The 25,290-nt window shown below is 56.3% G+C and carries 18 protein-coding genes; 10 read left to right on the top strand and 8 right to left on the bottom strand.

Going from position 1 to position 25,290, the window contains the following annotated elements:
- Positions 1 to 337: 337 nt before the first annotated feature.
- From FPK30_RS04260 to FPK30_RS04250, 3 genes are all read right to left on the bottom strand, one after another.
- Positions 338 to 1,693, bottom strand: coding sequence for an ABC transporter substrate-binding protein (locus FPK30_RS04260; RefSeq protein ID WP_144085438.1), 1,356 nt, complete (start codon positions 1,691 to 1,693; stop codon positions 338 to 340).
- Between the two features lie 104 nt (positions 1,694 to 1,797).
- The gene (locus FPK30_RS04255; protein ID WP_144085437.1) at positions 1,798 to 2,766 is read right to left on the bottom strand and encodes a carbohydrate ABC transporter permease; all 969 of its coding nucleotides are present in this window, start codon (positions 2,764 to 2,766) and stop codon (positions 1,798 to 1,800) included.
- Positions 2,763 to 3,686 carry a carbohydrate ABC transporter permease gene (locus FPK30_RS04250; protein ID WP_144085436.1) on the bottom strand — a complete coding sequence of 308 codons (924 nt, stop codon included), beginning with the start codon at positions 3,684 to 3,686 and terminating at the stop codon, positions 2,763 to 2,765. Before FPK30_RS04250 ends, FPK30_RS04255 begins: the two co-directional genes overlap by 4 nt.
- 241 nt (positions 3,687 to 3,927) lie before the next feature.
- Between FPK30_RS04250 and FPK30_RS04245 the strand changes: the two genes are divergently transcribed.
- From FPK30_RS04245 to FPK30_RS04230, 4 genes are all read left to right on the top strand, one after another.
- On the top strand, positions 3,928 to 4,950 hold the full coding sequence (locus FPK30_RS04245) for a LacI family DNA-binding transcriptional regulator (RefSeq protein ID WP_144085435.1): 1,023 nt from the start codon (positions 3,928 to 3,930) through the stop codon (positions 4,948 to 4,950).
- Between the two features lie 257 nt (positions 4,951 to 5,207).
- The gene (locus FPK30_RS04240; protein ID WP_144085434.1) at positions 5,208 to 5,657 is read left to right on the top strand and encodes a MarR family winged helix-turn-helix transcriptional regulator; all 450 of its coding nucleotides are present in this window, start codon (positions 5,208 to 5,210) and stop codon (positions 5,655 to 5,657) included.
- Positions 5,654 to 7,060, top strand: coding sequence for an MFS transporter (locus tag FPK30_RS04235; RefSeq protein WP_144085433.1), 1,407 nt, complete (start codon positions 5,654 to 5,656; stop codon positions 7,058 to 7,060). The genes FPK30_RS04240 and FPK30_RS04235 overlap by 4 nt, the downstream gene beginning before the upstream one ends.
- Positions 7,061 to 8,154: 1,094 nt before the next feature.
- The gene (locus FPK30_RS04230; RefSeq protein ID WP_144085432.1) at positions 8,155 to 8,733 is read left to right on the top strand and encodes a hypothetical protein; all 579 of its coding nucleotides are present in this window, start codon (positions 8,155 to 8,157) and stop codon (positions 8,731 to 8,733) included.
- A 552-nt stretch (positions 8,734 to 9,285) separates the two neighbouring features.
- Here FPK30_RS04230 and FPK30_RS04225 read toward each other — a convergent pair.
- Both FPK30_RS04225 and FPK30_RS04220 read right to left on the bottom strand, forming a co-directional pair.
- Positions 9,286 to 10,284, bottom strand: coding sequence for a hypothetical protein (locus FPK30_RS04225; RefSeq protein ID WP_186279375.1), 999 nt, complete (start codon positions 10,282 to 10,284; stop codon positions 9,286 to 9,288).
- Between the two features lie 185 nt (positions 10,285 to 10,469).
- Entirely contained in the window at positions 10,470 to 11,000 is a 531-nt protein-coding gene (locus FPK30_RS04220) for an HU family DNA-binding protein (RefSeq protein ID WP_144085431.1), read from the bottom strand.
- A gap of 380 nt (positions 11,001 to 11,380) precedes the next feature.
- On the opposite strand from FPK30_RS04220, the gene FPK30_RS04215 reads away from it, so the two are divergent.
- Entirely contained in the window at positions 11,381 to 11,575 is a 195-nt protein-coding gene (locus tag FPK30_RS04215) for a hypothetical protein (protein WP_144085430.1), read from the top strand.
- Positions 11,576 to 11,657: 82 nt separating this feature from the next.
- Here FPK30_RS04215 and FPK30_RS04210 read toward each other — a convergent pair whose 3' ends face one another.
- The 3 genes from FPK30_RS04210 to FPK30_RS04200 all read right to left on the bottom strand — a co-directional run bounded on the left by FPK30_RS04210 (position 11,658) and on the right by FPK30_RS04200 (position 14,135).
- Positions 11,658 to 12,086, bottom strand: coding sequence for a hypothetical protein (locus FPK30_RS04210; RefSeq protein WP_144085429.1), 429 nt, complete (start codon positions 12,084 to 12,086; stop codon positions 11,658 to 11,660).
- Positions 12,087 to 12,223: 137 nt separating this feature from the next.
- On the bottom strand, positions 12,224 to 13,042 hold the full coding sequence (locus FPK30_RS04205) for a hypothetical protein (RefSeq protein WP_222102862.1): 819 nt from the start codon (positions 13,040 to 13,042) through the stop codon (positions 12,224 to 12,226).
- A gap of 793 nt (positions 13,043 to 13,835) precedes the next feature.
- Entirely contained in the window at positions 13,836 to 14,135 is a 300-nt protein-coding gene (locus FPK30_RS04200; RefSeq protein WP_232345820.1) for an NAD(P)-dependent oxidoreductase, read from the bottom strand.
- 323 nt (positions 14,136 to 14,458) lie between these two features.
- Here FPK30_RS04200 and FPK30_RS04195 point away from each other — a divergent pair, with 323 nt between their 5' ends.
- The 5 genes from FPK30_RS04195 to FPK30_RS04175 all read left to right on the top strand — a co-directional run bounded on the left by FPK30_RS04195 (position 14,459) and on the right by FPK30_RS04175 (position 25,254).
- Positions 14,459 to 18,277 (top strand): RCC1 domain-containing protein, encoded by a 3,819-nt coding sequence (locus tag FPK30_RS04195; RefSeq protein WP_232345821.1) that lies wholly within the window; start codon positions 14,459 to 14,461, stop codon positions 18,275 to 18,277.
- 501 nt (positions 18,278 to 18,778) lie between these two features.
- Positions 18,779 to 19,750: an ABC transporter ATP-binding protein gene (locus tag FPK30_RS04190; RefSeq protein ID WP_186279373.1), complete on the top strand. Its 972-nt coding sequence runs from the start codon at positions 18,779 to 18,781 to the stop codon at positions 19,748 to 19,750.
- Between the two features lie 5 nt (positions 19,751 to 19,755).
- Positions 19,756 to 20,523 carry an ABC transporter permease gene (locus FPK30_RS04185; protein ID WP_186279372.1) on the top strand — a complete coding sequence of 256 codons (768 nt, stop codon included), beginning with the start codon at positions 19,756 to 19,758 and terminating at the stop codon, positions 20,521 to 20,523.
- 7 nt (positions 20,524 to 20,530) lie between these two features.
- The gene (locus FPK30_RS04180) at positions 20,531 to 21,196 is read left to right on the top strand and encodes a TetR/AcrR family transcriptional regulator (RefSeq protein ID WP_186279371.1); all 666 of its coding nucleotides are present in this window, start codon (positions 20,531 to 20,533) and stop codon (positions 21,194 to 21,196) included.
- 620 nt (positions 21,197 to 21,816) lie between these two features.
- Entirely contained in the window at positions 21,817 to 25,254 is a 3,438-nt protein-coding gene (locus tag FPK30_RS04175) for an RCC1 domain-containing protein (protein WP_144085423.1), read from the top strand.
- Positions 25,255 to 25,290 lie beyond the last annotated feature (36 nt).

The following is a 25,290-nucleotide window of genomic DNA, read 5'->3' as shown; positions in this document are numbered from 1 at the left end:
GTATAAATCAACGTTGTATCGGCAGTCTTGGCATCAAGGTCGGGGGCGAGTCAACTGCAAGCGGGACAGATCTATAAAAGGGAAACATCGCGAAATTGTGTTAAGAGAATTATCCCATCGGATAGATAAAGCTCATATTTGGATTAACACCCTGCTATTAGTCAATGATCACAAAAGTCCATACTGGTCCGCATTGTATTGAATATTGCAAGCCTGCACGACGATGTGCATGAAAAAACCGGCCAGGGAAAGACCAAGGGAACACCCCGGGACCCCTCTGGCCGGTATACCTTATTAAGGAACCTGCTCTACAGCGCTGGCTCGATGAGAGTTACCCTTATTCCTTCACCGTGTAGCCCTGCTGCTTGGCGTAGTTCTGCAGATCCTTCTGCCAAGCCGCGATCCCCTGATCCAGCGTGGCCGACTTGGAGGTGAAAGCGGTCATCTTGTCACCGTAGATTCCACGTGCGTAGACCTCAAAGGGCAGGAACTTGTAGCCAGGCAGAACGTTCTTGGCGGCCTGCGACAGGACCTCGTTGAACTTCTGGCCGCCGAAGTAGGCGTTGTCCTTGCCGTCGGCATCCTTCAAGCTGGTCATAGAGAGGAACTCGTTGGACTTCAGCGTGTTGTTGTCAGCCGGGAAAGCGCCGCCATCGACACGGGTCTTAATGCCCTCGGCGTTATGGCAAGCGTATTCCAAGAACTTATATGCAGCCTTGCTCTTCGAGTCGTCCTTGGTCTTGATCATAGCCAGCGAAGACCCGCCGTTCTCAGAATTCTCTGTTCCGCCCTTTTCCCAGGTCGGCATCTGCGCCACACGCCACTTGCCGGAGGCATCAGGGGCACCGGACAGCAGGTTGTAGGGCATCCAAGCGCCCATGAGCAAAGAAGCGATTGATCCGTCATTGAGGCCCTTGTTCCAATCATCAGACCATCCGGGAATCTTGGTGTTGATCAGGTCCTCATTGATCATCTTCTGCCAGTAGTCGTCCCACTTCTTGACCTTGGAATCACCGGTCAGATTGATGGTGACGGTCTTGCCGTCCTTGCTGGTGGCAAAGGGCTTGGCGCCGGCCTGCCAGGTCATGGAATCGAAGAACCCTGCATCGCCTGAGTCCGAGGTGATGTAGGAACCAACAGCCTTGATCTTCTTCGCTGCCTCGTAATACTCATCCCAAGTAGTGGGGACCTCGGTCACTCCGGCCTTGTCGAACACCTCCTTGTTGTAGAACAGAGCCATGGGGCCCGAATCCATAGGCAGCGCGTAGACGCCCCCATTCAGATTCACTGAATTCCATGTGCCCGGCGTATAGAAGCTCTTGTATCCGGAGGCGCCCATGTCAGACAGATCCTGCAGCTTGTCCTGAGTGGCGTATTCAGGCAGAGCATAATACTCGACCTGTGCAAGGTCAGGGGCGCCCTTGTTGGCGGACAAAGCGTTGTTCAAGGCCGTGTACTCTTTTTTGTTGGTGCCGACATTGGTGACCTTCACCTTGATGTCGGGATTCTTGGCTTCGAATCCCTTGACTGTCCGAGGAAGAGTCGAATCCCAGGACCAGACCAAGATTTCGGTCTTCCCCCCCTTGCCCGACGCAGAGGAACCGCTGCCCGATCCGCCGCAGCCGGCGAGTCCGAACGCCATGGCCACAGCACCTGTCAGGGCTATGACCTTCGTCATCTTTTCGAACCTCATTGTCCCTATCTCCTTTTCTGTTGTCCTTGGCAACAACACATGACTACTGATATCTTTCACTGTCCTATGGCTCAAGGCCTATAGCACGGTTTTGGTTTCTTTGGTTATTCTTTGACGGCTCCTGCGGCGAGGCCGGATTGCCAGTATTTCTGCAGGAGGAGGAAGGCGATGACCAGGGGGATGATGGTGATCAGGCTGCCGGTGATGACCAGGTTCTGGATGGCCTGCCCGCCCGCGGTGCTGGCCTGGTCCTTCCACTGGTTCAGGCCGATGGTCAGCGGGTACCAGTCCGCGTCCTTGAGCATGATCAGGGGCAGGAAGTAGTTGTTCCAGGTCGCCACGATCGTGAACAGGGCGCAGGTCACGATCCCCGGCGCCAAAAGGGGCAGGCTGATGGTGCGGAAGGTGCGCCACTCCGAGGCGCCGTCCACGCGCGCCGCCTCCAGCAGCTCGCCGGGCACGGCCTGGTCCGAGAAGATCCACATCAGGTACAGGCCGAAGGGGCTGATCAGGCTGGGGACGATCATCGCCCAGGGCGTGTTGGTCAGCCCCAGCTTCGCGAACAGCAGGAACTGCGGCACCGCCAGGGCGATGCCCGGCACGCTGATCGCGCCCAGCACCACCGCGAACACCGCCTTGCGGCCCGGGAACCGGAACTTGGCCAGCGCGTACCCGCCCATCACCGCCAGCAGCGTGGCGCCGCCCGCGCCCACCACCACGTACATGAGCGTGTTCGCCAGCCAGCGGGCGAAGATCCCGTCCTGGTAGGAGAACACCTCCCGGATGTTGTCCCACAAGGCGAACGAACGGCCCGGCCCCAGGCCGAACGTGCTCGTGAAATCCGCCTGCGTCTTCGTCGCGTTCACCAGCAGGTAGGCGAACGGGAACAGGCAGTACAGGGCGAACACGCCGCACGCCAGCGTCAGCCACACCGACCGGCGCGGGTTCGACGGGTTCGAGAAGCCGCTCGACGCCGCACGACGCCGCTCAGCCCGCTCGTCCGCCGCCACTCGCCTGGCCCGCGCACGCTCCGCCGCCCGCACCCGGCGGCCCCCGGCATCCAGCACGCTCATCGCATCTGCTCCCTCATGCTCCGCAGCTGCACCGCATACGCCACCAGCATCGTCAACGCCGCCATCACAATGGCCAGCGCAGCCGCATAATTGGACTGATTGCCCGAAAAACTCAGATTATACGCATACATGTTCGGCGTGTAATACGTCGTGATCGCATTGCCCGGCACCATGTTCTGCATCACGCTCGGCTCGTTGAACAGCTGGAAGGAGCCGATGATGCTGAAAATCACCGTGATCGCCAGCGAGCCCCGCAGCTCCGGCAGCTTCACCCGGCGCACCACCTGCCACTCGCCCGCCCCGTCGATCGCCGCCGCCTCATACAAGGAGCGCGGCACCGTCGACAGCGACGAATAGAAGATCAGCATGTTATACCCCGTGAACTCCCACGTATTGATGTTCCCGATCGCCGCCAGCAGCACCGACGGCTGCAACACGTCCACATGCGTGCCCAGCCACGCGTTCAACGAGCCCACCAGCCCGTACTTCGCCCCGTACATGAACCCCCACACCAAAGCCGACACCACCGCCGGCACCGCATAGGGCAGAAACGTCGAAATACGGAAGAACCGCATCCCATGCAGACGCAGCGAATCCAAGGCCAGGGCCATCAACGCCGACAGGCACAGCATGATAGGCACCTGCACCACCGTGAACACCACCACCCGGCGCACCGACGACCAGAACTGCCCATCAGCCAGCAGACGACGATAATTCGCCAACCCCACAAACACCGTCCCACCAACCATCCGATGCTGAAACAAGGAAATCCACACCGCATACAACACCGGCACCACAAACACCACCACAAACACCAGCGCAAACGGCCCCATAAACAACCAACCACGCCAACGAGAACCCATGTGGCCCCGGGGCGCACTACTCGATTGGGTAGCAGCGCCGCTAGTGACAGCAGCCATATCTGACCTTCTCCCTCGAAGCTCTGCAACAACACAAACAATCAAGCTCCGACCATATCGAACTGCAATGGACGTTCACCGGATGTTTTCGTTACCATAATAGCATGAATCAGAGAATCCAGTATTCTCTCAATCTTTGATATACTGGTGTTTATAAAATGGTGTCGCAAACATATTGTCTGCCACCAAGGAGCAACCGGCGCTAAGGACGGCAAGCTCCCATGAGCTGGATCAGGTAGGCATGGGACGGAAGAAACAGGTATCGATACAGGACGTTGCACAGTTTGCCGAGGTATCGCCGCAAACGGTGTCGCGAGTCGTCAATGACAGCACGGCTGTGCGCCCCCACACCAGGCAAAAAGTGCTGAACGCCATGGAAGCCTTGGGCTATCGACCGAATTATGCCGCCAGGGCATTGAAACACGGCCGGTTCAACAACATTGGCATCGTCCTGTTCAACATCACCACATTTGGCAATGCACGCATCCTGGACGGCGCTGTGGAAGCCGCATCAGAATTCGGATATGCGGCAACCGTCCACATCGTCAACCACTCATCGGAGATTACCTTGGCGGACATCGTAGAGCAGATGAAGCAGCTGCCTGTCGACGGCGTTATCGTGGTGCTCGAACAAAGGGTCGTCGATTTCGATCGTTTCAGACCCAGCAAGGAGCTACCTGTGGTGCTCATCACCGAGAAGCCTTCCGCTCATTGCCCCACTATCGATGCCGATCAATACGGATGCTCGACTTCGGCCGTCGAATATCTGCTCAACAAAGGCCACCGCACTGTTTACCACATCTCAGGCCCCTCGACTTCACGGGCTGCGGAAAGCCGGGCCAAGGGATGGAGAGACGTCCTTCATGCTCACGGCATCCCGGTACCGCCGACCTATATAGGCGACTGGGAAGCAGACAGCGGATATGAGGCAGGTCGCGCCTTGGCGCATGAAGCTGATTGCACAGCCATCTATGCAGCCAACGACCAGATGGCCTATGGAGCCATTGAGGGCCTCAAAGACTCCGGCAAAAGAGTGCCTGAGGATGTCAGCGTGATCGGTGTCGACGATTCTCTGATCGGAACGGTTCCAAGGTTAAGCCTAACCACCATGCGCATGGATTTTGAAACCATCGGGCGTGAGGCCTTTGCCAAGGTCAAACTCCAGTGCGAGGGAGAATACGTTCCTACAAACACCAAGACGCTTATTCCGGCAAAGTTGATCCAGCGCGGCTCGGTCATCGACATCAGCCAGCGTCATGAATAATCGCGGTTAGGTCGCCCCCCCCCCCCCCACACACACATCTGAACCATCTGACTCGGCCTCACTGCCTTGGCCCAAGTACCAAGTAGATATCAGATCACAGGTACCTTGATCTTTGCTGCAATGATGCGACGGACTTCTGCAATGCCCGCAGAAGGGCCCAAAGACCTTATCGCCACCTTCAACAAGCCGACACGCACGCTTGTCTATACCCGCGAGATTATTCATTAGGTAGCTAACTATCTATCTAAGGAGAGTCTTTGAGCGAAGACTATGGCAAGCGGATCAAACGGGCAGCCAACCTCATGTCACGATCCATGGATGCCTACGCGGGCCGGTACGGACTGACCGGCACCCAGATGTCCATCATTGACTTCCTAGGCGAAGCCCAGAACCACACCCAGCGGGACATCGAGATGGAATTCGACATCCGTCCGTCCACAACGACAAAAATCCTGCAGCGTATGGAGACCAGCGGACTGGTTGCCATTAAGCGGGATCCCAGGGACGGCCGTCAACGCATCATCGCTCTCACCGCCAAGGCCCGGGGCCTGCAGACAGCAGTGCGGGCCTATATCACTGACCAGCAAACAGCCATGGCACGCCGGTTCGACCAACGCGATCTAGCTGCCTTCGACCGTGTGCTGGCCTATTTCATCACCCTGAATTCCGATGAATCCTCCCAAGCCGGAAAGGAGTCTCGCTCATGAGCGCAACCCAAGCAATCCCCCGCAGGGTAATCGGCGCGGTGGTAGCCACTGGCATCATGTCTTTCTGCGGCGTGATCGTGGAAACGGCCATGAACATCACATTCCCTGCCCTCATGAGCCATTTCGGCATCGGAACCTCCAGCGTGCAATGGATGACCACCCTCTACCTGCTGGTCGTCGCCTCCATCACCCCGCTCTCGGCGGCTCTTAAGCGCCGATTCCGCAGCCGGACCCTCTTTCTGTGCGCCAACCTACTCTTCTTGACCGGACTGGTCATCGACGCGCTGGCTCCGGTCTTCCCGCTCCTGCTGCTGGGAAGGGCCATACAAGGACTGGGCACCAGCATCGCCCTGCCCCTGATGTTCAACATCATCCTTCAAGAGGTTCCGACAAAGCGCATCGGCACCATGATGGGCGTAGGCACCCTGATCACAGCCATCGGACCGGCTGTCGGCCCCACCTTCGGCGGTCTGATAGCGACCACCATCGGATGGCGTTTCGTCTTCATCATCCTGATTCCCGTACTGCTCGTCTCGCTGGTGACCGGCCTGGCCTGCATACCCTCGGTTCCGATAGCGGCAGATGGTGACCAGGCCGGACTGGGTCCGCTTGACGTGTTCCTGATGGTTCTGGGCTTTGCCGGTCTGATCTTCGGCATCAGCAATGCCTCGGCAGGATGGCTCTCCTGGAGATTCGGCGGGGCGCTGGCCCTGGGCCTTATCGCCCTTGCAGTGTTCACCCTCCGCGCCCGGCATCAGGCCCAACCGATCATCGACGTGCGCCTATTCACCGACAGCCGCTTCTCCCTGCATGTTGGTGCCTACATCCTCTTCGAGATCAGCGCCCTGGCCCTCTCGTTCATCCTGCCCAACCACCTGCAACTGGTCGATGGCTGCACCTCCTTGCAGGCAGGACTGGTGGTGCTGCCGGGCGCGGCGATCGGAGCCGTCCTGGCACCGCTCTCCGGCAGACTCTACGATCAGCTGGGCCCGCGCATTCCCATCATCAGCGGCAGCTGTGTCGCCCTGATCGGCCTCCTGGGATTTGCCCTGACTGCACGTCAGCTGACAGCCGTTGCCATCCTGATACTCTATATTTTCTTCATGCTGGGCATCGGGCTGAGCTTCGGCAACATCATGACCAACGGCCTGCACAGGCTGAGCCAGGAACAACAGGCTGACGGCAACGCCATTTTCAACACCGTCCAGCAGTTCGCCGCAGCCATCGGCAGCAGCCTGGCAGCCACCATCGTCGCGGCAGGCCAGGCCGCAGTCGCAGATCGACGGCTGGGCACCATCAACGGCTCCCAGCACGCCCTGATCCTGCTACTGGTCATCGGCACCCTGGAGGTCCTGCTGATCCTGGCCGCCCTGCGTCGCTCTCGCAAACAACAACTCGATTGAGGGACGGTGACCTTCAGTCCACGTCCTGAACAATGCTCATACATTGTTCAGGAGTCGGAACAAACACAATAGGGAGTCAGGAGTGGCTGTGGTTGGTAGACACATGCTTGCATTGCTATTGCCCGTCTGTTGATCACCTATAGTCAGTCGCACCTACATCTGTCCAATATGAAAATTAACACACCGCTGTATTGCGCACGGATTGAGGGCCTCCTGACACATGGTCATGAGCTATTCGACGAACCCATACAAGCATGAGAATGCGGCCCCGTGAAACCGAACGTTTATGCTGCATGCAAACAGTATGGCCTAAATCGAATAGCTGTCCGACTGCAACCGAGAATCCCGATCAAATCGATTCTTCATGCCGCCTTATACGGACCGGCAGCCTTTGAACATGCAGACTATTCACATCGCGACGGCGCAGCCTGGAAAGCAGTGTATGAACCCAGCGAGAATACCGAAATCACTGAAAAGAGCCCTGCCATGCTCTCACATCAGAATTGATCATCCTGGTCTGCTGAGAGCCCCGGCTGGAGGAGATGCTTCTGCAGTCGATGAGCGATTCGCAAATGCGTTGAAGCTGCTAGAGAGCTCAGAAAACCGGCGCTTCGCTTAGGCAGGCAAGAGTTGAATATTGACAATTTAGATGTTCTAAGCGCAATAGCTTGTATCGCTGGATGCAAGAAATGATCAGAGGGCAGAAAACATTGAGTGAGTTGGCCAAGCGACTTCAAGATGCAACCAGTCTCAGAAAATTCCCTAGCAACTGTTCCCGGCTTGGCGGATGACCGGAACATAACGACGAAGGTTCGTCTTTTAAGACTTTCCCAAAAGCAGATCGCCGCTCCTGTTAAGATCTCAGATCTTAAAACGGTGTGTACCGCACACGTGATGCTAACGATTGGCAGGCAGGGCGACGACTAATCGGGTACACATAGCCAGCATTTGACCTCTGACGTTGCCAATCTGTAAATACATGTATAATTTAAATAAAGAGCTTGGCTTACTAGCTAATAACTGCTTTCTGGCTTGTGAAACACAAATCTCACTAACAATGTCGTGAACCCTCCTCACCTCCCTAAGGAGAACTGATGAAGAAGACAAAGGCTTTTGGACAGACAGACTTTGATCCGGCAGAAGCATCTCAGGGGGATTCCCATAGACGCATGGGACAGTTGGCGACATTGCCAGCCCGATTCCATAGCGAAGCAAGGACGGCTGCGGCTATTTGGGAAAAACAAGTAATTGCCCTGATAGCAGTATTGATGAGTGTGGCCCTATTCTCGGGATGCCAAGGATCGAATCAGTCAGAGCCGTCAGTGAAACAGGCCTCCGAATATTTGTCATCTTTGACAAAGTACGACATTCCTGTTGTCGGCAGTACCGAACCCATCTCTGCAAGTAAATCTGGAACCCTGTATGTACTTGCACGGCGGGCCGACCTTAAGCAGGCAAAACCCGAGCAATGCAAGGTAAATGGGCAATCCATGCATCGATCTTCTTCAAACTTGAATTATCCTGCAGGCGACGGGCAGAATTTCTTCCCATTTGCACAAATCGACATTAAAAAGGGCAACTCGCACAAGCTCTCATGCAACCAGCAGGATGGTATCGAAATGATTGCATTGCTCGATCCTCACGTTCGAAGCCTGCCAAAGCAAGCCGCATAATTCCGGTTATTGCCTTTCCGCGCTGTTACGACACGTCGATTCCGGCTTTAATCGCTCGAGTCCTATCAGTAAGTGCCTCTATAAACAATGAATCTCTTGTCGCTGGGTCTGTCCCGATTCATGGGTCGATCAGTATGCTTCAACTAGGTTTTCTTGGATTAAGGCTTGTGGTGAAAACAAAATAGCATCTGAAGAAACCGTAAAACGTAAAGAATCCACGTCTACAACATTTAGACCTAAACCGAACCATATTGCATTCTCCGGCGAATGCAGCAATGAATGGCTGAAATTCTACTGTGAAAAATATACTGGCGATTCAGCACCTGCGTGGCGGCGGTAGTAGTGGCCGCCGCCCTGCTGGCCCATCAGGATCCCAGGCACAGAAACCGTCCGGCCCAGCACCTGATCTTTCCTGGTGTCATCATTTATGTTTCTCTCCCCATACCATGAAAGAATAGCCAATCAATTTGGTCGCCCGCAAACAGAACCAGCGGGACAGGAGACCTACCAAGCAACCGTTTCTACTGGCAAATTCTTCAATTTTCGAATCAGTCAGCCAATAGGGCATGCTTCCCCGGCACGACATTGGCTAGGGGTCTGATGGTCGTGAACCCATTGATCCCAGTTAACCCCACTACCGCCGCTTTGTGGTGCCGCCGATTCATGTGCTGGTGCATATCCGCCTCCACTGCCGCCCCGCCCAAAGGACGGCCGGTAGGAGGGCGTGTAGCCGCTTCGGCCGCTGTTATTGGAGGATGCCGCCTGCTGGGCAGCCAGCTGGTCAGCCTGGCTCTTGGCTTGCACGGAGGCGTTCACCTGGTCGATGGCCAACTGCAAGTCGTTCACCGCATCCTGGTAGGTCTTCGCCTCAGCCCCCTTGACCTGGCCGGCCCGGTCTATGGCCTTCTGCAAGCCGTCACGAGTCGCATTGTCAGCGACCTTCCCCTCCGAATCACCCAGCAGCTTGGCCGCCTCGCCCTTCTTCGCATTCAAGGCCGCCTTCGCATCATCCAGGATCTTCGCATCCCGGGAAGCCAAAACCGCCCTGGCATCCCTGCCCACAGCTGCATATGCGCCGCTCTCCTTGCCCGCCTTGTCAGCGGCAGCATTCAAAGCACCCGTGGACATGGAAGCCTCGCACTGCACAGTCTGCGGCCTGAGCCCGTCGGCTGCCTTCACGCTGCGGGCCAAGGCCCTGACGGCCTGAGCATCCTTGACCTGATTCTTATTCACTCCGGAAGCTTCACGGTAAACGGCCATCCGGGCCGAGCCGGTCTTCCCCTGCAGGGCTTTTACAGCTCGGCTGCAGGAGTCCAGCGCCGCATCATGCCGACGGGACTCAAACACGCGCCAGCCCACAAGACCAGCCACAACCACAACGGCTACCACGACAGTGACAATCAGCGGAACCATCCACTTCGGATGATGCCCCCCACCCGAAGGTTCTCCGCCATCCTCAGGCACAATCGCCGGCAGATCCGAGGACTCGCCTTCTACAGGATCAGATACGCTCTGCAGACCCGTGTTCCCATCCTCTCCTTGATCCGCCATAAAAACTCCTTCTTGCCCTCAACCCCTACCTCGTTTCAGAATCTGTAAGTCATGATTTCTGCCGATCATATGAATGCAGGATGGCTGATCAGTCTGTCCATCACGCACGTAAGAAATAGGCCACGACGGACAGATCAACCATCCAGCATCCATCATATGATCGGCAGGAATGTGCCAAACCGCTTTTAATCCAATCCAGCGATCAGGCGTAACTCGTTAGGAACGGTAATGACCTGATTATCAGGGATCAGGTAGTGACCGGAATCCGGCCCTTCGCGCACGTCGATCCCCTGATCAGCAAGCAACCTGTAGCGTGGACAATTAGAACCACGGACAATGTCCCAGTCCGGCTCCTCGAATGGGACTAGGTACCCACCGTAGTCAGGATTTCTCCAGTTGGAAGTAAGCACAATAGCCCCTTCCAGAGGAGTCACTTTACCTTTTGTAGCGAGGGCTCGCCCGACGGCTATTGCCCCTTGCCCCTTTCTGCCCAGCGCCTTGGCGACTGCAGAGTATGTAGTCAGCCGGAGAGGCGATTTTTTCGCTAGCGCTTTCACAACCAACGATACATTTTTCCAGGATAAGTCCATGCCTTTGACCACTCGTTCAACCTCAGCTTTTGACAGTCCAGCAGCCTCAGCAATACTCTGGATGGTCGCCCGCTCCTCATAGGCCAGCTTCATGGTTTCATTGAGGCGGTTCCTCGCCTCTTTCACAGCATCGTTAGCATTCGCCGTTGTAGATGATAATATTGATAACATTATTTATCCTTACCACTCTCAATTTTTATTATTACCATTATTGTATCACGAGATCTATATTGTTTCAAACAATAATTTTCCTCTGAGCTGTTTTTCGTTGGCTGACTTCGGCTCAGGAAGAAGAGCACAATCATCCCTCATGACACGACGATAAAGACCTCACCAAGACCGGAGAAAACAAGTTTGTCAAAGAACGGAGATCTGCCGAGCAGCTATCTGACAGCGCCGAATTAAGCCTTAGCAAAGACTATAGAGCCAGTAAGGATCCTCAGCTGATCTGAAGAACAGAAGAAAATCTCTGGGAGCAGTTCCTCGAAAACGCTGACCTTAACCGGATGCCGGAGCAGGATTCCCAGTCAGTCGCTGATCCACGGCCGGATGCCGGCACGGACGATGCTCAGGTTCAGTTCGCCATGGACGAGATCAACCATGGCCGAGAATTCGAGCAAGACAACAAAGACCAGCCTGGATTCCTAGAGAGCACACCCGCACCCACCCAGCTAGGCACCGCTAGCATTCCCACCCCATGAATCACAAGAACAGCACCCGCGCATGTAAAGTCATCACCACTGCCCCAACTCTGGCCGCGACGAAGGTCTGCGGGTCGATCACTTACTCGTCCCCATTGGCGGCATTGAGGTCGGAAATGATCCGATCGGTCATCTTCTGCCCGCGCGGAAACTCTTTGAACGACGTCTCAGTGGTAACTGTGGGCTGGAAGTCTCTGTGCACCTCGAACCGGATGTTTGCATCAACCAAATCTGGATCCATGCTGTAGAACACCATTTGGCCCGGGACATTATTGAGAGCCCCTTTGGGAAAGTGATGTCTTATGTTGAAATTGCTCATACCGTTGGCTATTACTATCCAGCCAGGATGCTGGTAACCCTTGGTTTCACTCTCGTATGATTGGTTGTGATTCAAGTTCTCAGCAGTAAAATGTACCCCGGCAACGTACTGACCTACCGATATCATCGCTGCCATCAGGAAAAGACCATAGTCCTTGAGCTGAGTCCCGAAACCTTCGTAGGAGAAGAGCATCTAAGACAAGTCACATCGTCAAAGAGCGTCAAGGCTTCTAGTTATTCTCTGCTCTAGAATTCCAGACAAACCATCAGTCTGTGCAGCAGCATTCTAACTAACCTTAAGTCAAGGATGAACCCGCGTTGTCTCAAAGGTTAACGAATAGAGAGCAGGTTAATTTGTTTCTGCTTGAATTTATCATCTTTCAAGGATAGGCGTTGTTTGATGATGTGTGGTAGAAAGCCGACAACAAGCAAAGGAATGAGGACAGAGTAGATATTTGAACTATAAATGCCTGCTACGCCAATATCCTTCACCACTGTCCAGAAGACAACTAAGAGTACTATACCCAGAAGGGGGTAAGCAGCAGTACGAATCCACCATCTGGCCCATGACCGCCCAACTCGACCATGAACGATATCATATATACAGCAAAATAAGGCAACTATTTCGACCGACTCCATAAACGTAAAACACATACAAGGCGCCAGTAGATTCAGCAAAGCTGCAGATTCCTTTTGATGATTCAATTTTACTAGCTTGTCAGCAAATAGATTAACAAAATAAATCCCAGAAATTGTAAGGCAAAAAGCATAGAGGCTATGGGCAGCAAAAGACAAATTGACAGTCAGGTCCATAGGCGATATGAGGGTTAGAAAAAGACAAACTAGAAGAACTAGCGGTAAAAGATAGGTTATTGCGATCATAAGACGGTAGCTCAGCTGCGAGACCAAGCTAGCTTGCAAGATAAACATAAATATAATCAAAATACCTGCTACAACTGCGATCACAATGTCGTTGATAAAGCTTATCGCCTCTGCTTTCTCCGAACGACTCTTCCCTTTCAACTTCACGCTATCCCTGAATCGATCAAGCACTCGTCCTTGTACGATCGGTACGATCGTCCTGCGTGCTCCCCATTTTCGTGCAGCCCTTCTTCGAGCTTTTCTGCTTTGTACTATCTTTCTATCCATACACTTACGATACGTTGATCAATTATTTGGAAATAGACAAACCATATTAACGGACAGATATTGTTCTCAAGAGTCAGATCTTGCGCAAGATGGTGATTCAAAGTCCACCGGACTCGGCGGATCGGCAGGCACGGACACAGCTAAAACGCGGACACACATTGAACGCCACCGCGCGCGCAATCAATCTTTTATCCACTTCAACCAGGACAGCGTCGAGGGTGCCAAGCAATCAACACCCCCAGAACTTTTCGAGAGGATGCATCAGCAAAAACGGCGTGTGAGAAGTTGACTATCGTAACCAATTAGGCATCAAAAGGATGAGGGATACATCAGTGTCTGAAGAGGAGTGCCCCCCCCCCCCACCAGTCAACTAGTTCCCAGCAGCCATTATCAGCGTAGAAGGCTTACGATCTGGGCCTGTGTTGACAACTAGTACAGGCAAATTTGGAATCGGGAATGCAGCGAACAGCCTTATGTCCGCCCAAGCAATATCCGAAATGACACCTGTGGTTCTCACTAGTATCATGTTCGGCGGCATATCTAGTACCAGACTTTACCGAAACACCGACGGTACCCGGGGCATCACCGACCCGCCCCACGACGTAGGATCTGTCGGCATGACCATCGACTGAACCTTAGACCGAGCCTTACAGACGACCGCACTAATGGGATACATCTACGAAGGTATCTTGGTATAGGCATCTCCTTCAACTTCTCACGACGGAATCGGCGATGTCGGAAAAGAAGCAGATTAATACCGGTTTCTCAATTGAAGGGCTTCAACTCGATGCAGCTACTTGGCATAAACGGAAATGCGTTCACCTACATGTTTGCCTGACTCGGCCTCATCCACCACAGCGATTGCATAATCGGCATAGCTGATGAAACTCTCCCCCTTGGCATTTGTCGTCAATTCTTCGCCTGCTAACCCGTATGAACCGGTACGTTTTCCATCGGCTTGGAAATCAGCAGCAGGGCTGATGTAGGTCCACTTAGCATCGGAACGGTTGTGTAGGCCTTCAAGCGCCTTGCAATCATGCTCCAGCCCAATTAGCCTCATGCCTAGGAGGGCAACGGGCCATACGGACAGCATCGGAATCCTTCTTCAGCTCCTTTTTGGGCTTCTCTCCGTGACTGTTGCAACAGCCCGCGGCTACATCAAGTAAGCGGTCTGACCAATAGGATGGATCCATAATCGCTAACAACTTGAAATCATGTATTCATTTACACATAAGAGGCAAAAATACAGTCATACACCGTATGACTGGCGATATTTTTCCATGTTTCATTTTCACTTTGCCTTCACATATATGGTAAATTTGTATAAGTAGCCAAGGTTGTCTTCGGCGCATGTCTCGCCGAATGTTGGGGATTGATGACAACGCGGCTGCGATTCCTGGGGAAGGGGATCTGCTTATGCCTCGTCAGCACTCGAATATAGCGGCTCGACCGGCCTTGTTGATCAGCCTCCTGCTGACCATCATCTTGCCCGCAAGTCTCCTAGCCTGCACCTATGCCACGGCAGACAACACCGCAAACGAGTCCAGCGCGACCCACACAGTAGCACCGACCACACAAGCAAATAGCGGGGAGGAGGCGGATCGTGAAGCTCAACAACAATCCAGTAACTCTCCCGATATCACTACCCAGCCAACAGATACAGCAACAACTCCTACTTCGCCATCCCCCCTCGCTACATCTTCCCCGCTGAATCCCACACAGCCGACCCCCTCCATCGCTGCCACGCTAGACAAAGACAACGCCAAGCTACAGGCACGCGCCTCCACACCGCACACCGTCACCTTCAGCAGTCCCCAAGGCACCAACACGACACAAACAGTAGTGGACGGGGAGCGTGTAAAACGTCCGGCAGATCCGACTCGAAACGGCTACCTCTTTGACGGCTGGTTCATTGGCTCAACACCCGTCGCCTACGATTTCAGCCAGCCCGTCACCGGAGATCTGAAACTCACCGCCCATTGGACCAGGGCAGATGTCTGGAGCATGAGCCCTGTGCAGGGGCCGGTAGCAGGCGGCACAAAAGTCACCCTGACCCCGCCGGGATCCCGAGGAGTTCGTTTCAGCCAGGTCAGCTCAGGAAGAGGACACACCCTTGCAATCGCCTCGGACGGCAACCTTTACTCTTGGGGAAGCAATGATCATGGCCAACTCGGCGACGGGACCACCACTGAACGTCATGAGCCGGTCCCGGTAAAGAAACCCCAAAGCGTGTCCCAGGATTTTACCTGGGTCCAGGCCTCAGCCGGATACTTGTTCTCCGTGGCTCTGGGATCAGACGGCAAGCTCTACAGCTGGGGTGACAACACCTATGGTCAGTTGGGGAACAACACTACAACCGAGCATCACACCCCCGAACCTGTTAATATGCCACAAAATGCTCCATCTGGGTTCACATGGAAGCAGGAAGCGGTTGGTAGCCTACATGCTCTTGGCCTAGGATCTGACGGCAACCTCTACAGCTGGGGCAGCAACGATCATAACCAACTGGGGGACGGCACTGCCACTGAACGGCATGCCCCAGTCCTGGTGAAGATGCCAAAAGGAGCGTCCTCCGGGTTCGTATGGAAGCAGATGAGCGGATGGGGATGGCATTCTCTGGCCTTGGGATCAGATAACTGGATCTACGGCTGGGGCGCAAATACCCGTGGTGAAGTGGGCACAGGATCAATCACCGACAATAAAATCACGGCCGTCCCAATCGCCTGGCCGCAAGGGGCTCCCTCTGGATTCACCTGGGGACAGTTCCAAATGGGGGACTACTACTCGCAAGCTATCGGATCCGACGGCAACATATATACATGGGGTTACGGCGGACGAGGCAACGTTGGCAATGGGCTCACCGCTGACGCGTACGGGCCAACTCGGGCGCATACACCTAATGGGGTACTACCTAACTTTTCTTGGAAACAAGTAAGCCTCCTATCTGTTGCATCACTGGCGATTGGTTCAGACGGGAATCTCTATTCCTGGGGTGCTAATGACAATGGCCAGCTGGGCGATAACACCACTACGCAGCGAAACACCCCTGTCAAAGTTGCAGCGCCGCCCGATACGCCAACGGGACTGACCTGGGTTCAGGCAAGCGCCGGTTGGGACAACAACTCCTTCGGCTTGGCCTCAGACGGAAACCTGTACTCTTGGGGCAAAAACGCCAACGGCCAGCTGGGCGACAACACTACCAGCGAACGACACGTCCCCGGCCGAGTGAACCTACCCGGGACCACCACAGTCACCGCCGTCAGCTTCGGCGGGTCAGCAGGTACGAACATAACCAAGAACGCGGATGGCACATGGAGCGTCACCACGCCCGCACATGCGCGAGGAAAAGTGGACACGACCGTCTCATGGACGTTGAACGGCCAACAGCCGGACGCCCACCTGGCCTACAGATACCTAGACTCCTACACCGTCACTTTCACCAGTGCGGTCACCTCCTGCCCTGCACCCTCCGGCATGCCCCAAAACCAGACCCTCGCCGAGAACAAACAGGCCAAACGTCCCTCCCCCGACCCGAAAGCAAACGGCTGCCTATTCGACGGATGGTTCATCAAAGACACCAACAACGACTCCAAGATCGCCTACGACTTCAGTCAGCCCGTCACCGGCAACGTCATCCTGGTCGCCCACTGGACCAAGATGGACACGCACTGGGCCCTGAACCCCGAAAAAGGCAACGTGCTCGGCGGCCAGCACGTGATCATCACCCCGCCCACAATCAACCGAGGTATCCGCTTCAACCAGGTCAGCGCCGGAGGCTACCAGACCGCGAGCGCCGACAGTTTCTCCATAGGAGTCGCCAGCGACGGAAACGCCTATGCATGGGGAAGCAACAAGTACGGGCAGCTGGCTCAGAAACCGGCCGATGCCAACATGCAGAAGGCCCCTGTCAGAGTCCCCATGCCCGACGGCGTGGATTCCAGCTTTACCTACACGCAGGTTGCAGCCGGCGACTCGCACGTTCTGGCCATCGGATCCAATGGCATCCTCTACAGCTGGGGACGCAACGACCATGGTCAGCTTGGTGACGGCACCACCACGGATCGGTACCAGCCTCAGCCCGTCAAGGACACCAGCGGCCAGCCATTCAAAGCCGTACAGGTCAGCGCCGGCGTCGCCGACTCGGCCGCCATCGACTCTGAAAGCCGCGTCTACACCTGGGGAAGCGAAAGCACAGGCAAGGGGCAGACACCTGCATACAGCACAACCAGGAAGAACCCGACACCGGCCGCTGACCCGGACAATCCGGGACAGACCTTGCGTGCGGTCCAGATCAGCCTCAACTGGAGCTTCGCCATGGCCCTGGACGCCGATGGCAACGTGTACACCTGGGGTTACAACACTAATGGCCAGCTCGGCAACAACACCAGTAACAGCACCAATTACGCATCCAATCCGGCCCGACTGCCCAACCAGTCCTTCCAGGCCACCCAGATCAGCGCAGGAAGCTGGAATGCTCTGGCCATCGATACGGAGGGGAACACCTGGACCTGGGGATACAACGGATACGGCCAGCTGGGCGACGGCAGCACCAGTGATAAATACAAACCTCAAACCGTGCAGAACCCTACTAATACCAGCCAAAGTCTTAAAGCCACTCAGATCAGCGCGGGTGTGAATCACTCCCTTGCGGTCGGCCAGGACGGCAATCTCTGGGCATGGGGATTAAACAGCAACGGACAGCTGGGCATCGGCAGCACCGTCAATCAGACAAAGCCCGCGCTCATCAAGGACCCCGCCAACAAGGCCCAAGCATTCAAGGCCGTTCGAAGCAGCGCGGGACAACTCCATTCACTGGCCATCAGGCAGGATGGGAATCTCTGGGCCTGGGGTGACAACCAGTACGGGCAGCTGGGCAACAATCAAACGGCAGCCAAAAGCACGACCCCCTTGGCGGTTGCTTTCGATCCGGCGCCTGTGGTTCTCACTGGCGTCAAGTTCGGCGGCATCCCCGGGACCAGCCTGTACAGGAACGACGACGGCACCTGGAGCATCACCAACCCACCCCATGACGCAGGACACGTCGATGTGGCCGTCGACTGGACCATCGACCAAGTCGCGCAGACGACCGCACACCTGGGCTACACCTACGAGGGCATCCTGCCCATGGCCGGCAGCACCGGCCTCCTTGTCCTACTCGCCACAGGACTGCTGGCCGCTGCAGGCGCCACAGCAGCAACCTCCCACCAGCGGGAAACCAGCAGCCGCCGCCACTGAGCTCTTTGCCCGAGTAAGCGGGGTGGCCCCGCAAACCCCCAAGATTGCGGGGTCACCCCATTTCTTTAATCTCTTTCAATCTCCTGCTTTGCTCACCAACTGGAGCTTCCTCTTATGCAGGGCCAACATTCTTCTGTCATAGGCCAGCTACTGTATACGCCAGCTATTGCCACGCCCACCGGGACCCTGAAGGCCGGCGCCTGCGGAATCACTAAGCCAAGGCTACGGCCAACCAAGGCATAGCGGCATAGACAGCATCCTGCCCCGCTCGCACTTGAACAATCCCCCGGGTCTTCTTCGTTGAAGAGTAATTATCGGATTCCCAACACTGCTGAGGTAAGCATAATACTTCCAAGACGATGCGAGGCGTATATCCCCACCACGCCACGTCAGAATATCCGAGAGCTGACGCAGTCCACAAGAATCATGGTGAGACTGAGTAGTTAACAATGTTATTATAGTTTACATTGTTAACTACCAACAATCGTCAGGAGGTATACCTTGCAACCTGCAAAAAACAACTCAGGGGAATACGCCCTGTCCTGTCGCCAGGTGCGCAAATCGTTCGGCAGCAGGCAGGTGCTCAAGGGTGTGGATCTTGAAGTCAGGCGCGGCAGCATCCTGGGCCTGCTGGGCAGGAACGGGGCAGGCAAGTCAACCCTGATCTCGGCCTTGACCGGGCTGGGCGAGCCGGACTCAGGCCACATCACAGTCGAGGGGCACAACCCTTATCGAACCCCTTCGCGCATCTTCGGCCGGGTCATCGGACTCGCACCCCAAGACCTGGGTATCTATCCCCATCTCAGCGTCCGAGACAACCTGCGCGGCATGGCCGGCCTGCAGGGACTGGGCACCAAACAGGGCAGCAAAAGGGCCGACGAGCTGATAGAGCTCATGGGATTGGGATCCCAGTCAGGAACAGCAGCCGAGGATCTATCGGGAGGGCAGAAACGACGCCTTCACACTGCTATGGCCATGGTCCACAATCCCCCAGTGCTCTTCCTGGACGAGCCGACAGTCGGAGCGGACGTGGAGGCGCGCGCCAGAATACTGGACATGGTCAAGGCCATGAGCCGACAGGGCACCACCATCATCTACACCACCCACTACCTGAAGGAGCTGGAAGAGATGGGCGCGGACCTGGCCTTCCTGATCGACGGGCGGATCCAGGTCCATGGCTCTCTGCAGGAGGTGCTCCACAAATATGCCCGGGCATCCCTGCGCATCTCCTTCGTCGGTCAGACCCCAGGCCAGATCCCCGGATGGCAGATGATCGAGGGCGTCCTGGAGCCCGACCACCCGGTATCCAGTCCGGAGCAGGAGCTGGCCCGCCTTTTGCAGGAGCCAGTCATGAAAGAGGCCCGTCTGGCATCGATCACCATCGTCCAGCCGGACATCGAATCGGCCTACATGACCGTCATGGATACATCCTCAAGCGATCCCACCGGGTCACGAGCATGGGAAGACAGGTGAGTGTCATGCATTTCAACGGTTACCTGGCAGCATTCCGCCTGAATTTCAAAATCGAGCTGCGGAGCATCTGGCTGCAGGCGGTCATCGTGGCCATTCCCCTGATCATCATTCCTTTCATGCTGCCCTCCTACCGGGACTCACTGCGAGCCCAGGGGCATCTGGGCGCCAATGGATCCGAGCAGGCGCTTCCGGGGTTCGCCATCCTTTTCGCCATGTTCTCCCTGCAGCTGGTCCTCCAACTGTTCTTCCAGGAGCACGAATGGCACACCTGGGACAGGATGCGGGTGTCAGCGGTCTCCCTCCTCGACCTGGTCATGGCCAAGCTGAGCGTGTCTTCCATGGTGCAGGTGGTCCAGGTCGCTCTGGTCATGCTGATCGGGACGGCGCTCTACCACTATCGGCCCAATGGATCAGTCCTGGCCCTGGCCGCGGTCTGCCTGGTCATTTCGATTGTGCTGACCCTCTTCGGCCTGCTGCTCTACATCTTCTCGTCCTCCCAGAACATGGCCATGTCCTTCAACAATATCCTCGGCATGCTCCTGGCTGGCATGGGCGGCGCGCTCAGCCCTGTCTCCGGATTCCCGGACTGGGCGCAGAAGCTGGCCAAGGGCAGCCCCGTCTACTGGGCCATGGATGCGGTAGGAAAAATCAATTTCGACCATGCCGGAATGGCGGATGTATGGCCTGACCTGCGTATCCTGCTGGCCTTCCTGCTCGCCCTGGCTCTCCTGGCAACGGTACTATTCAAGAGAGGAGTACAGCGGAAGGAGTGAGGAAAGCATGGCTGACCCACCCAAGGCACCCGTCAAGACGACGCTCAACCGCGACTACGTTCTGCGTTCCGCCCTCTATTTCGTCGACGAGCACGGACTGGAGGCCCTGAACATCCGCGCCCTGGGCAAGCAGATGGGAGTGTCGGGGCCGGCCATCTACCGTCACGTGCCCAGCAAGGCCGCTCTGCTCGATGGGATCGTCGAGCTCATCTGGCAGTCAGCCACCGACCTCGACTCCATACCCCAAGGCATGGGATGGCGGCAAGCGCTGGAAGAGGTCATGCTCCAGGTTCACCGGACACTGCTTTCGCATCCCCGGGCACTCCCGCTCATGGCCACGCACCCCATCAACACGGACCAGTCCTTCCACATGGTCAGCACCTGGTTGAACCAGCTGACCGCCCATGGGCTCAAGGTCGATTCCGACACCATCCACCTGCTCAACAGCCTTGCAGGACTGACCCTGGGCAGCGCCATCGCCCAGGCCTCTCCCCCGGTCGGCGGGGCGGGCGGCCAGACCAATACGGATCTGGCCAAAAGACTGGCCGACAACACCCAAGGATTCGATGATTTGAAGGCACTCTTCGCTTCTACGGACGACGGCATTAGCGCCCTTATGGAGGCCAGCTACCGCAAGGGCCTGCACGCCCTGATCGCCGGTTGGCCTGCCTGACTTGGGGCTGCCGAACCAGTTCAGCAAAACCACCGCACCATTAATCCTGCCTAGGAGTGCTTCCCCGACATTCCATCTGAGAGAACCTTATCAGCAGGTAGTATAGTTGAAAGACGCAAGGCTTCCTGCTCGCACCCTCGCACAGAGGGATGGGGATATGCGCTATGTCAGGAAGCATCCAAGGGTATCTCTACCGGTAGGGGCCGGTGAGTCAGTCTTTGGGGAAGGGGATTTTGCTTTATCATGCGTCAGCATACGAACATGCCAAGCCGTCCAATAAGGGCTGTCAGCCTACTGTTGGCCGTTATCCTGCCAGCCAGCCTGGCTATCTGTGGATTCGCCGCAGCAGACACGGCCACCAACGAGTCTAATGTCGCCAGCGCGCCGGCGACACTAGAAGGCACCGGGGGGGGGGGGGTCGTCAGACCCCTCGCGTAGCTGAGCAAAATTCCGGCACTTTCCCCAGTAGCGCGACTCCAACATCAGCGCCAAGTACACCACAATCCCCCTTATCCACACCATCTTCCCTAAACCCCACGCCGACAGAATCCACTAAAACCGATCAGACCCCGGACTCTCAGTACACTGTCATCTTCAACGACCCCAACCAGCACACCAGCATGAGGCAAAACGTCAAAGCTGGTGAACTGGCGGAGCGACCCGCTGATCCGACCAGGAACGGCTACGTTTTCGAAGGCTGGTTCAAGGATGGCGCACACCTTGCCTACGATTTCAATCAGCCAGTCACCAGCAGCATCATCCTTAATGCGCATTGGACCAAGCAGCTTTCCCAATGGACCAGAGGATCAAGCACATGGTCTATTAACCCTGATAATGGGCCAACAGCCGGAAGCACCAAAATCACCATCACCCCGCCGTCAGCAAACAGCATCCACTTCACTCAAATCAGTGCAGGAGGGGCTCATTCCCTCGCCCTTGCCTCAGACGGTAACCTCTACAGCTGGGGAAGCAACAGCAGCGGGCAGCTAGGGCGCGCTGTTACCAATGAAACACCAAGCGGCAAGCCAAATCTGGTCACAAGGCCCAAGGGAGCATCCTCCGGCTTTACCTGGGTTCAAGCGGTGGCTGGAGGAGGTTATTCCTTGGCCATTGGCACCGACGGCAACCTCTACAGCTGGGGAAGCAACGGATACGGCCAGCTAGGGCGCATAACAGACAAGGATGATTCCAACACCATGAAGGGTGACCCTACTCCCAAACCAGTCGACAAACCGACAAAGGCTGATTCAAGTTTCACTTGGACCAAGGTCATTGCTGGAGCTGACTTTGCTCTGGCCTTCGGCTCTGATGGCAAGCTATACAGTTGGGGCGACGCCTACAACGGCGAACTGGGACGCCCTTCCGGCAATAAACCCGGCAGTGAACCGTCCAGCAAACCCAGCCCGGTCACTATGCCTTCAGGAGTTCACTTCACCCAAGTAAGCGCAGGCTTCCAACACGTTTTAGCCATTGACACGAGCGGAAAACTGTACGGCTGGGGGTGGAATGGATTGGACTTGCCCGGATGGAGTCAACAACAAACAATGCCCGGCCTCGGTACCGGAGCCAGTACACCGACCCAAATAACAAAATTCGGTCCTTCTGGAAATACTTGGAAGCAGGTTTCGGCAGGATACATGCATTCACTGGGCCTTGTCGCAAATGGCCAGCTATACAGCTCGGTAGGTTGCAATGCCCACGACTACTGTAATATTGCTCATCCATCTGGCACGGCAAAAGACTTCGCTTGGAAACAGATCAGTGCAGGATCGGAATACTCACTCGCGATCGGATCTGATGGCAAGTTGTATGGCTGGGGAGACAACAGCAAGGGCCAGCTGGCAAAAGACCCAAATGACTATAGCACTATTGCTGACCCTACCAAAGTATCCACACCCTCTGGAGTCACCTATACCCAGGTCAGAACGGGAAACCAACACGTACTGGCCCTGGACTCGGACGGCAACCTGTACAGCTGGGGAGATAACAGCAGCGGCCAGCTGGGACGCGACACTGGATCAGCCAAAAACAGCATATGGGCCAGCAAGATTCCTTTCCCTGAACAGCCAGAAATCTCCGATATTAAGTTTGATGGGATATCCGGTACCAACCGGTCCAGAAATTCAGACGGTACATGGAGCGTCTCTACTCCGTCACATCGCAAAGGCCAAGTAGATGTTACCATCTCCTGGAGTATGAACGGCCAGCAGCCTGACGCACACCTGCTCTACACGTATATCGGCCCCAAATACAGCGTCGGGTTCACTTCCAAGAACGGCTCCTGCCCGACACCCTCAGGCATGCCCGGAAACCAATCGGTCGTTGAAGGCGAACAAGCTAAGCGCCCCTATCCCGATCCAAAATCAGACGGCTGCATGTTCGACGGCTGGTTCATCAAAGACACCAAAGGCGATTCCAATGTGGCTTATGACTTCAGCCAGCCCGTCACCGGCGGCATCAGTCTGGTCGCGCACTGGTCTCCAGTTGACACACACTGGTCGATCAATCCTAGCCAAGGCAACGTGCTTGGCGGCCAGCAGACGACGATAACCCCTCCTGATCACAGCCGTGGCATCCGCTTCAATCAGCTCAGCGCCGGTGGCGAGCAGGCCAATATCCTCGGCTTCTCCGAGGGTGTGGCCAGCGACGGGAACGCCTACGCTTGGGGCAGCAACCAGTATGGACAACTGGGTCAAGACCCAGCCAAGACGACTGTGCAGAACACCCCTACTAAGGTTCCTTTGCCCGATGGCGTGGGTTCCGACTTCACCTACATGAAGATCGCAGCAGGCGGCGCCCACACTCTGGCCATAGGCTCCAACGGAATCCTCTACAGCTGGGGCCGTAACGATCACGGGCAGCTAGGCGACGACAGCACCACGGACCGATACAAGCCACAGCCCGTCAACAACCCCTATACAGACAAGTCCTTCAAAGCCGTGCAAATTAGCGCCGGTGCCTACGATTCAGCCGCCATCGACGACCAGGGCCGCGTCTACACCTGGGGATGCGAGCACACCAGCTACTCCGACTACGGCACAGTCAGATCAACACCGACCCTGGCCAAAGATCCCAACGGCTCCAGCCAAGGGCTGCATGCAGTTCAGGTCAGCGTCAAATGGAGCTTCATCCTGGCCCTGGACGAGGACGGCAACGTATACGCCTGGGGATACAACACCAACGGCCAGCTCGGCAACGGAACAGCCGCAGGGGAGCACAACAAGGATTATGCCAACGACCCGAAGCCGGTCCAGGACCCCAAGGATGCCAGCAAGACCTTCAAAGCCACCCAGATCAGCGTAGGCACCAGGCACGCCCTCGCCATCGGAAAGGAGGACGGCAGCCTTTACACCTGGGGCAGGATCAACGACACCAACTACACAAGGCCCACGAACGACCCCGCCAACACCGGCAAGACCATCAAAGCCACCCAGATCAGCGCCGGCACATGGCATTCCCTGGCCATCGACCAGGACGGCAACGCCTGGGGATGGGGCTGGAACTACTATGGGCAGACCGGAAGTGGCAGCACCAGCGACCAACAGGCAACCCCGATAAAAGTTACCGGTCCGAACAAGGCAGGCCAGGGATTCAAGGCCGTCTGCATCAGCGCATCCCACAACCACTCCCTGGCCATCGGCCAGGACGGCAACGCCTACGCCTGGGGCAAGAACGACTACAACCAGCTCGGCAACACCAGCATCCCCACAACAGGCAACAGCCCCAAACCCATACAGACCATGTTCGACCCCACCCCCCTGAACATCACCGGGATCAGGTTCGACCAGACAGTGATCGGCACCCTGCGGCAGAACACCGACGGCTCCGTCACCCTGGCCACTCCTGCCCACAATCCGGGACGGGCCGATGTGATCGTGGATTGGACCTTGGGCGGGATAGTCCAGACCAAAGCGCACTTACCCTACACCTACGAAGGTATGCTGCCCCACGCCGGCAGCAGCGGGATCATGATCCTGCTGGCCGCAGGACTACTCGCAGCTGCGGGTGCTGCAGCAGCCGGACGCCACAGGTGGGAAGCACGCAGCCTGCAAGCCTGAAGACTTCGCACGAGTAAGCAGCCAGGCCGCATCCCA

Source organism: Bifidobacterium apousia, assembly GCF_007559275.1.
In the GTDB taxonomy this organism is placed as follows: domain Bacteria; phylum Actinomycetota; class Actinomycetes; order Actinomycetales; family Bifidobacteriaceae; genus Bombiscardovia; species Bombiscardovia apousia.
This window is presented reverse-complemented; position numbering and strand designations above follow the sequence as displayed.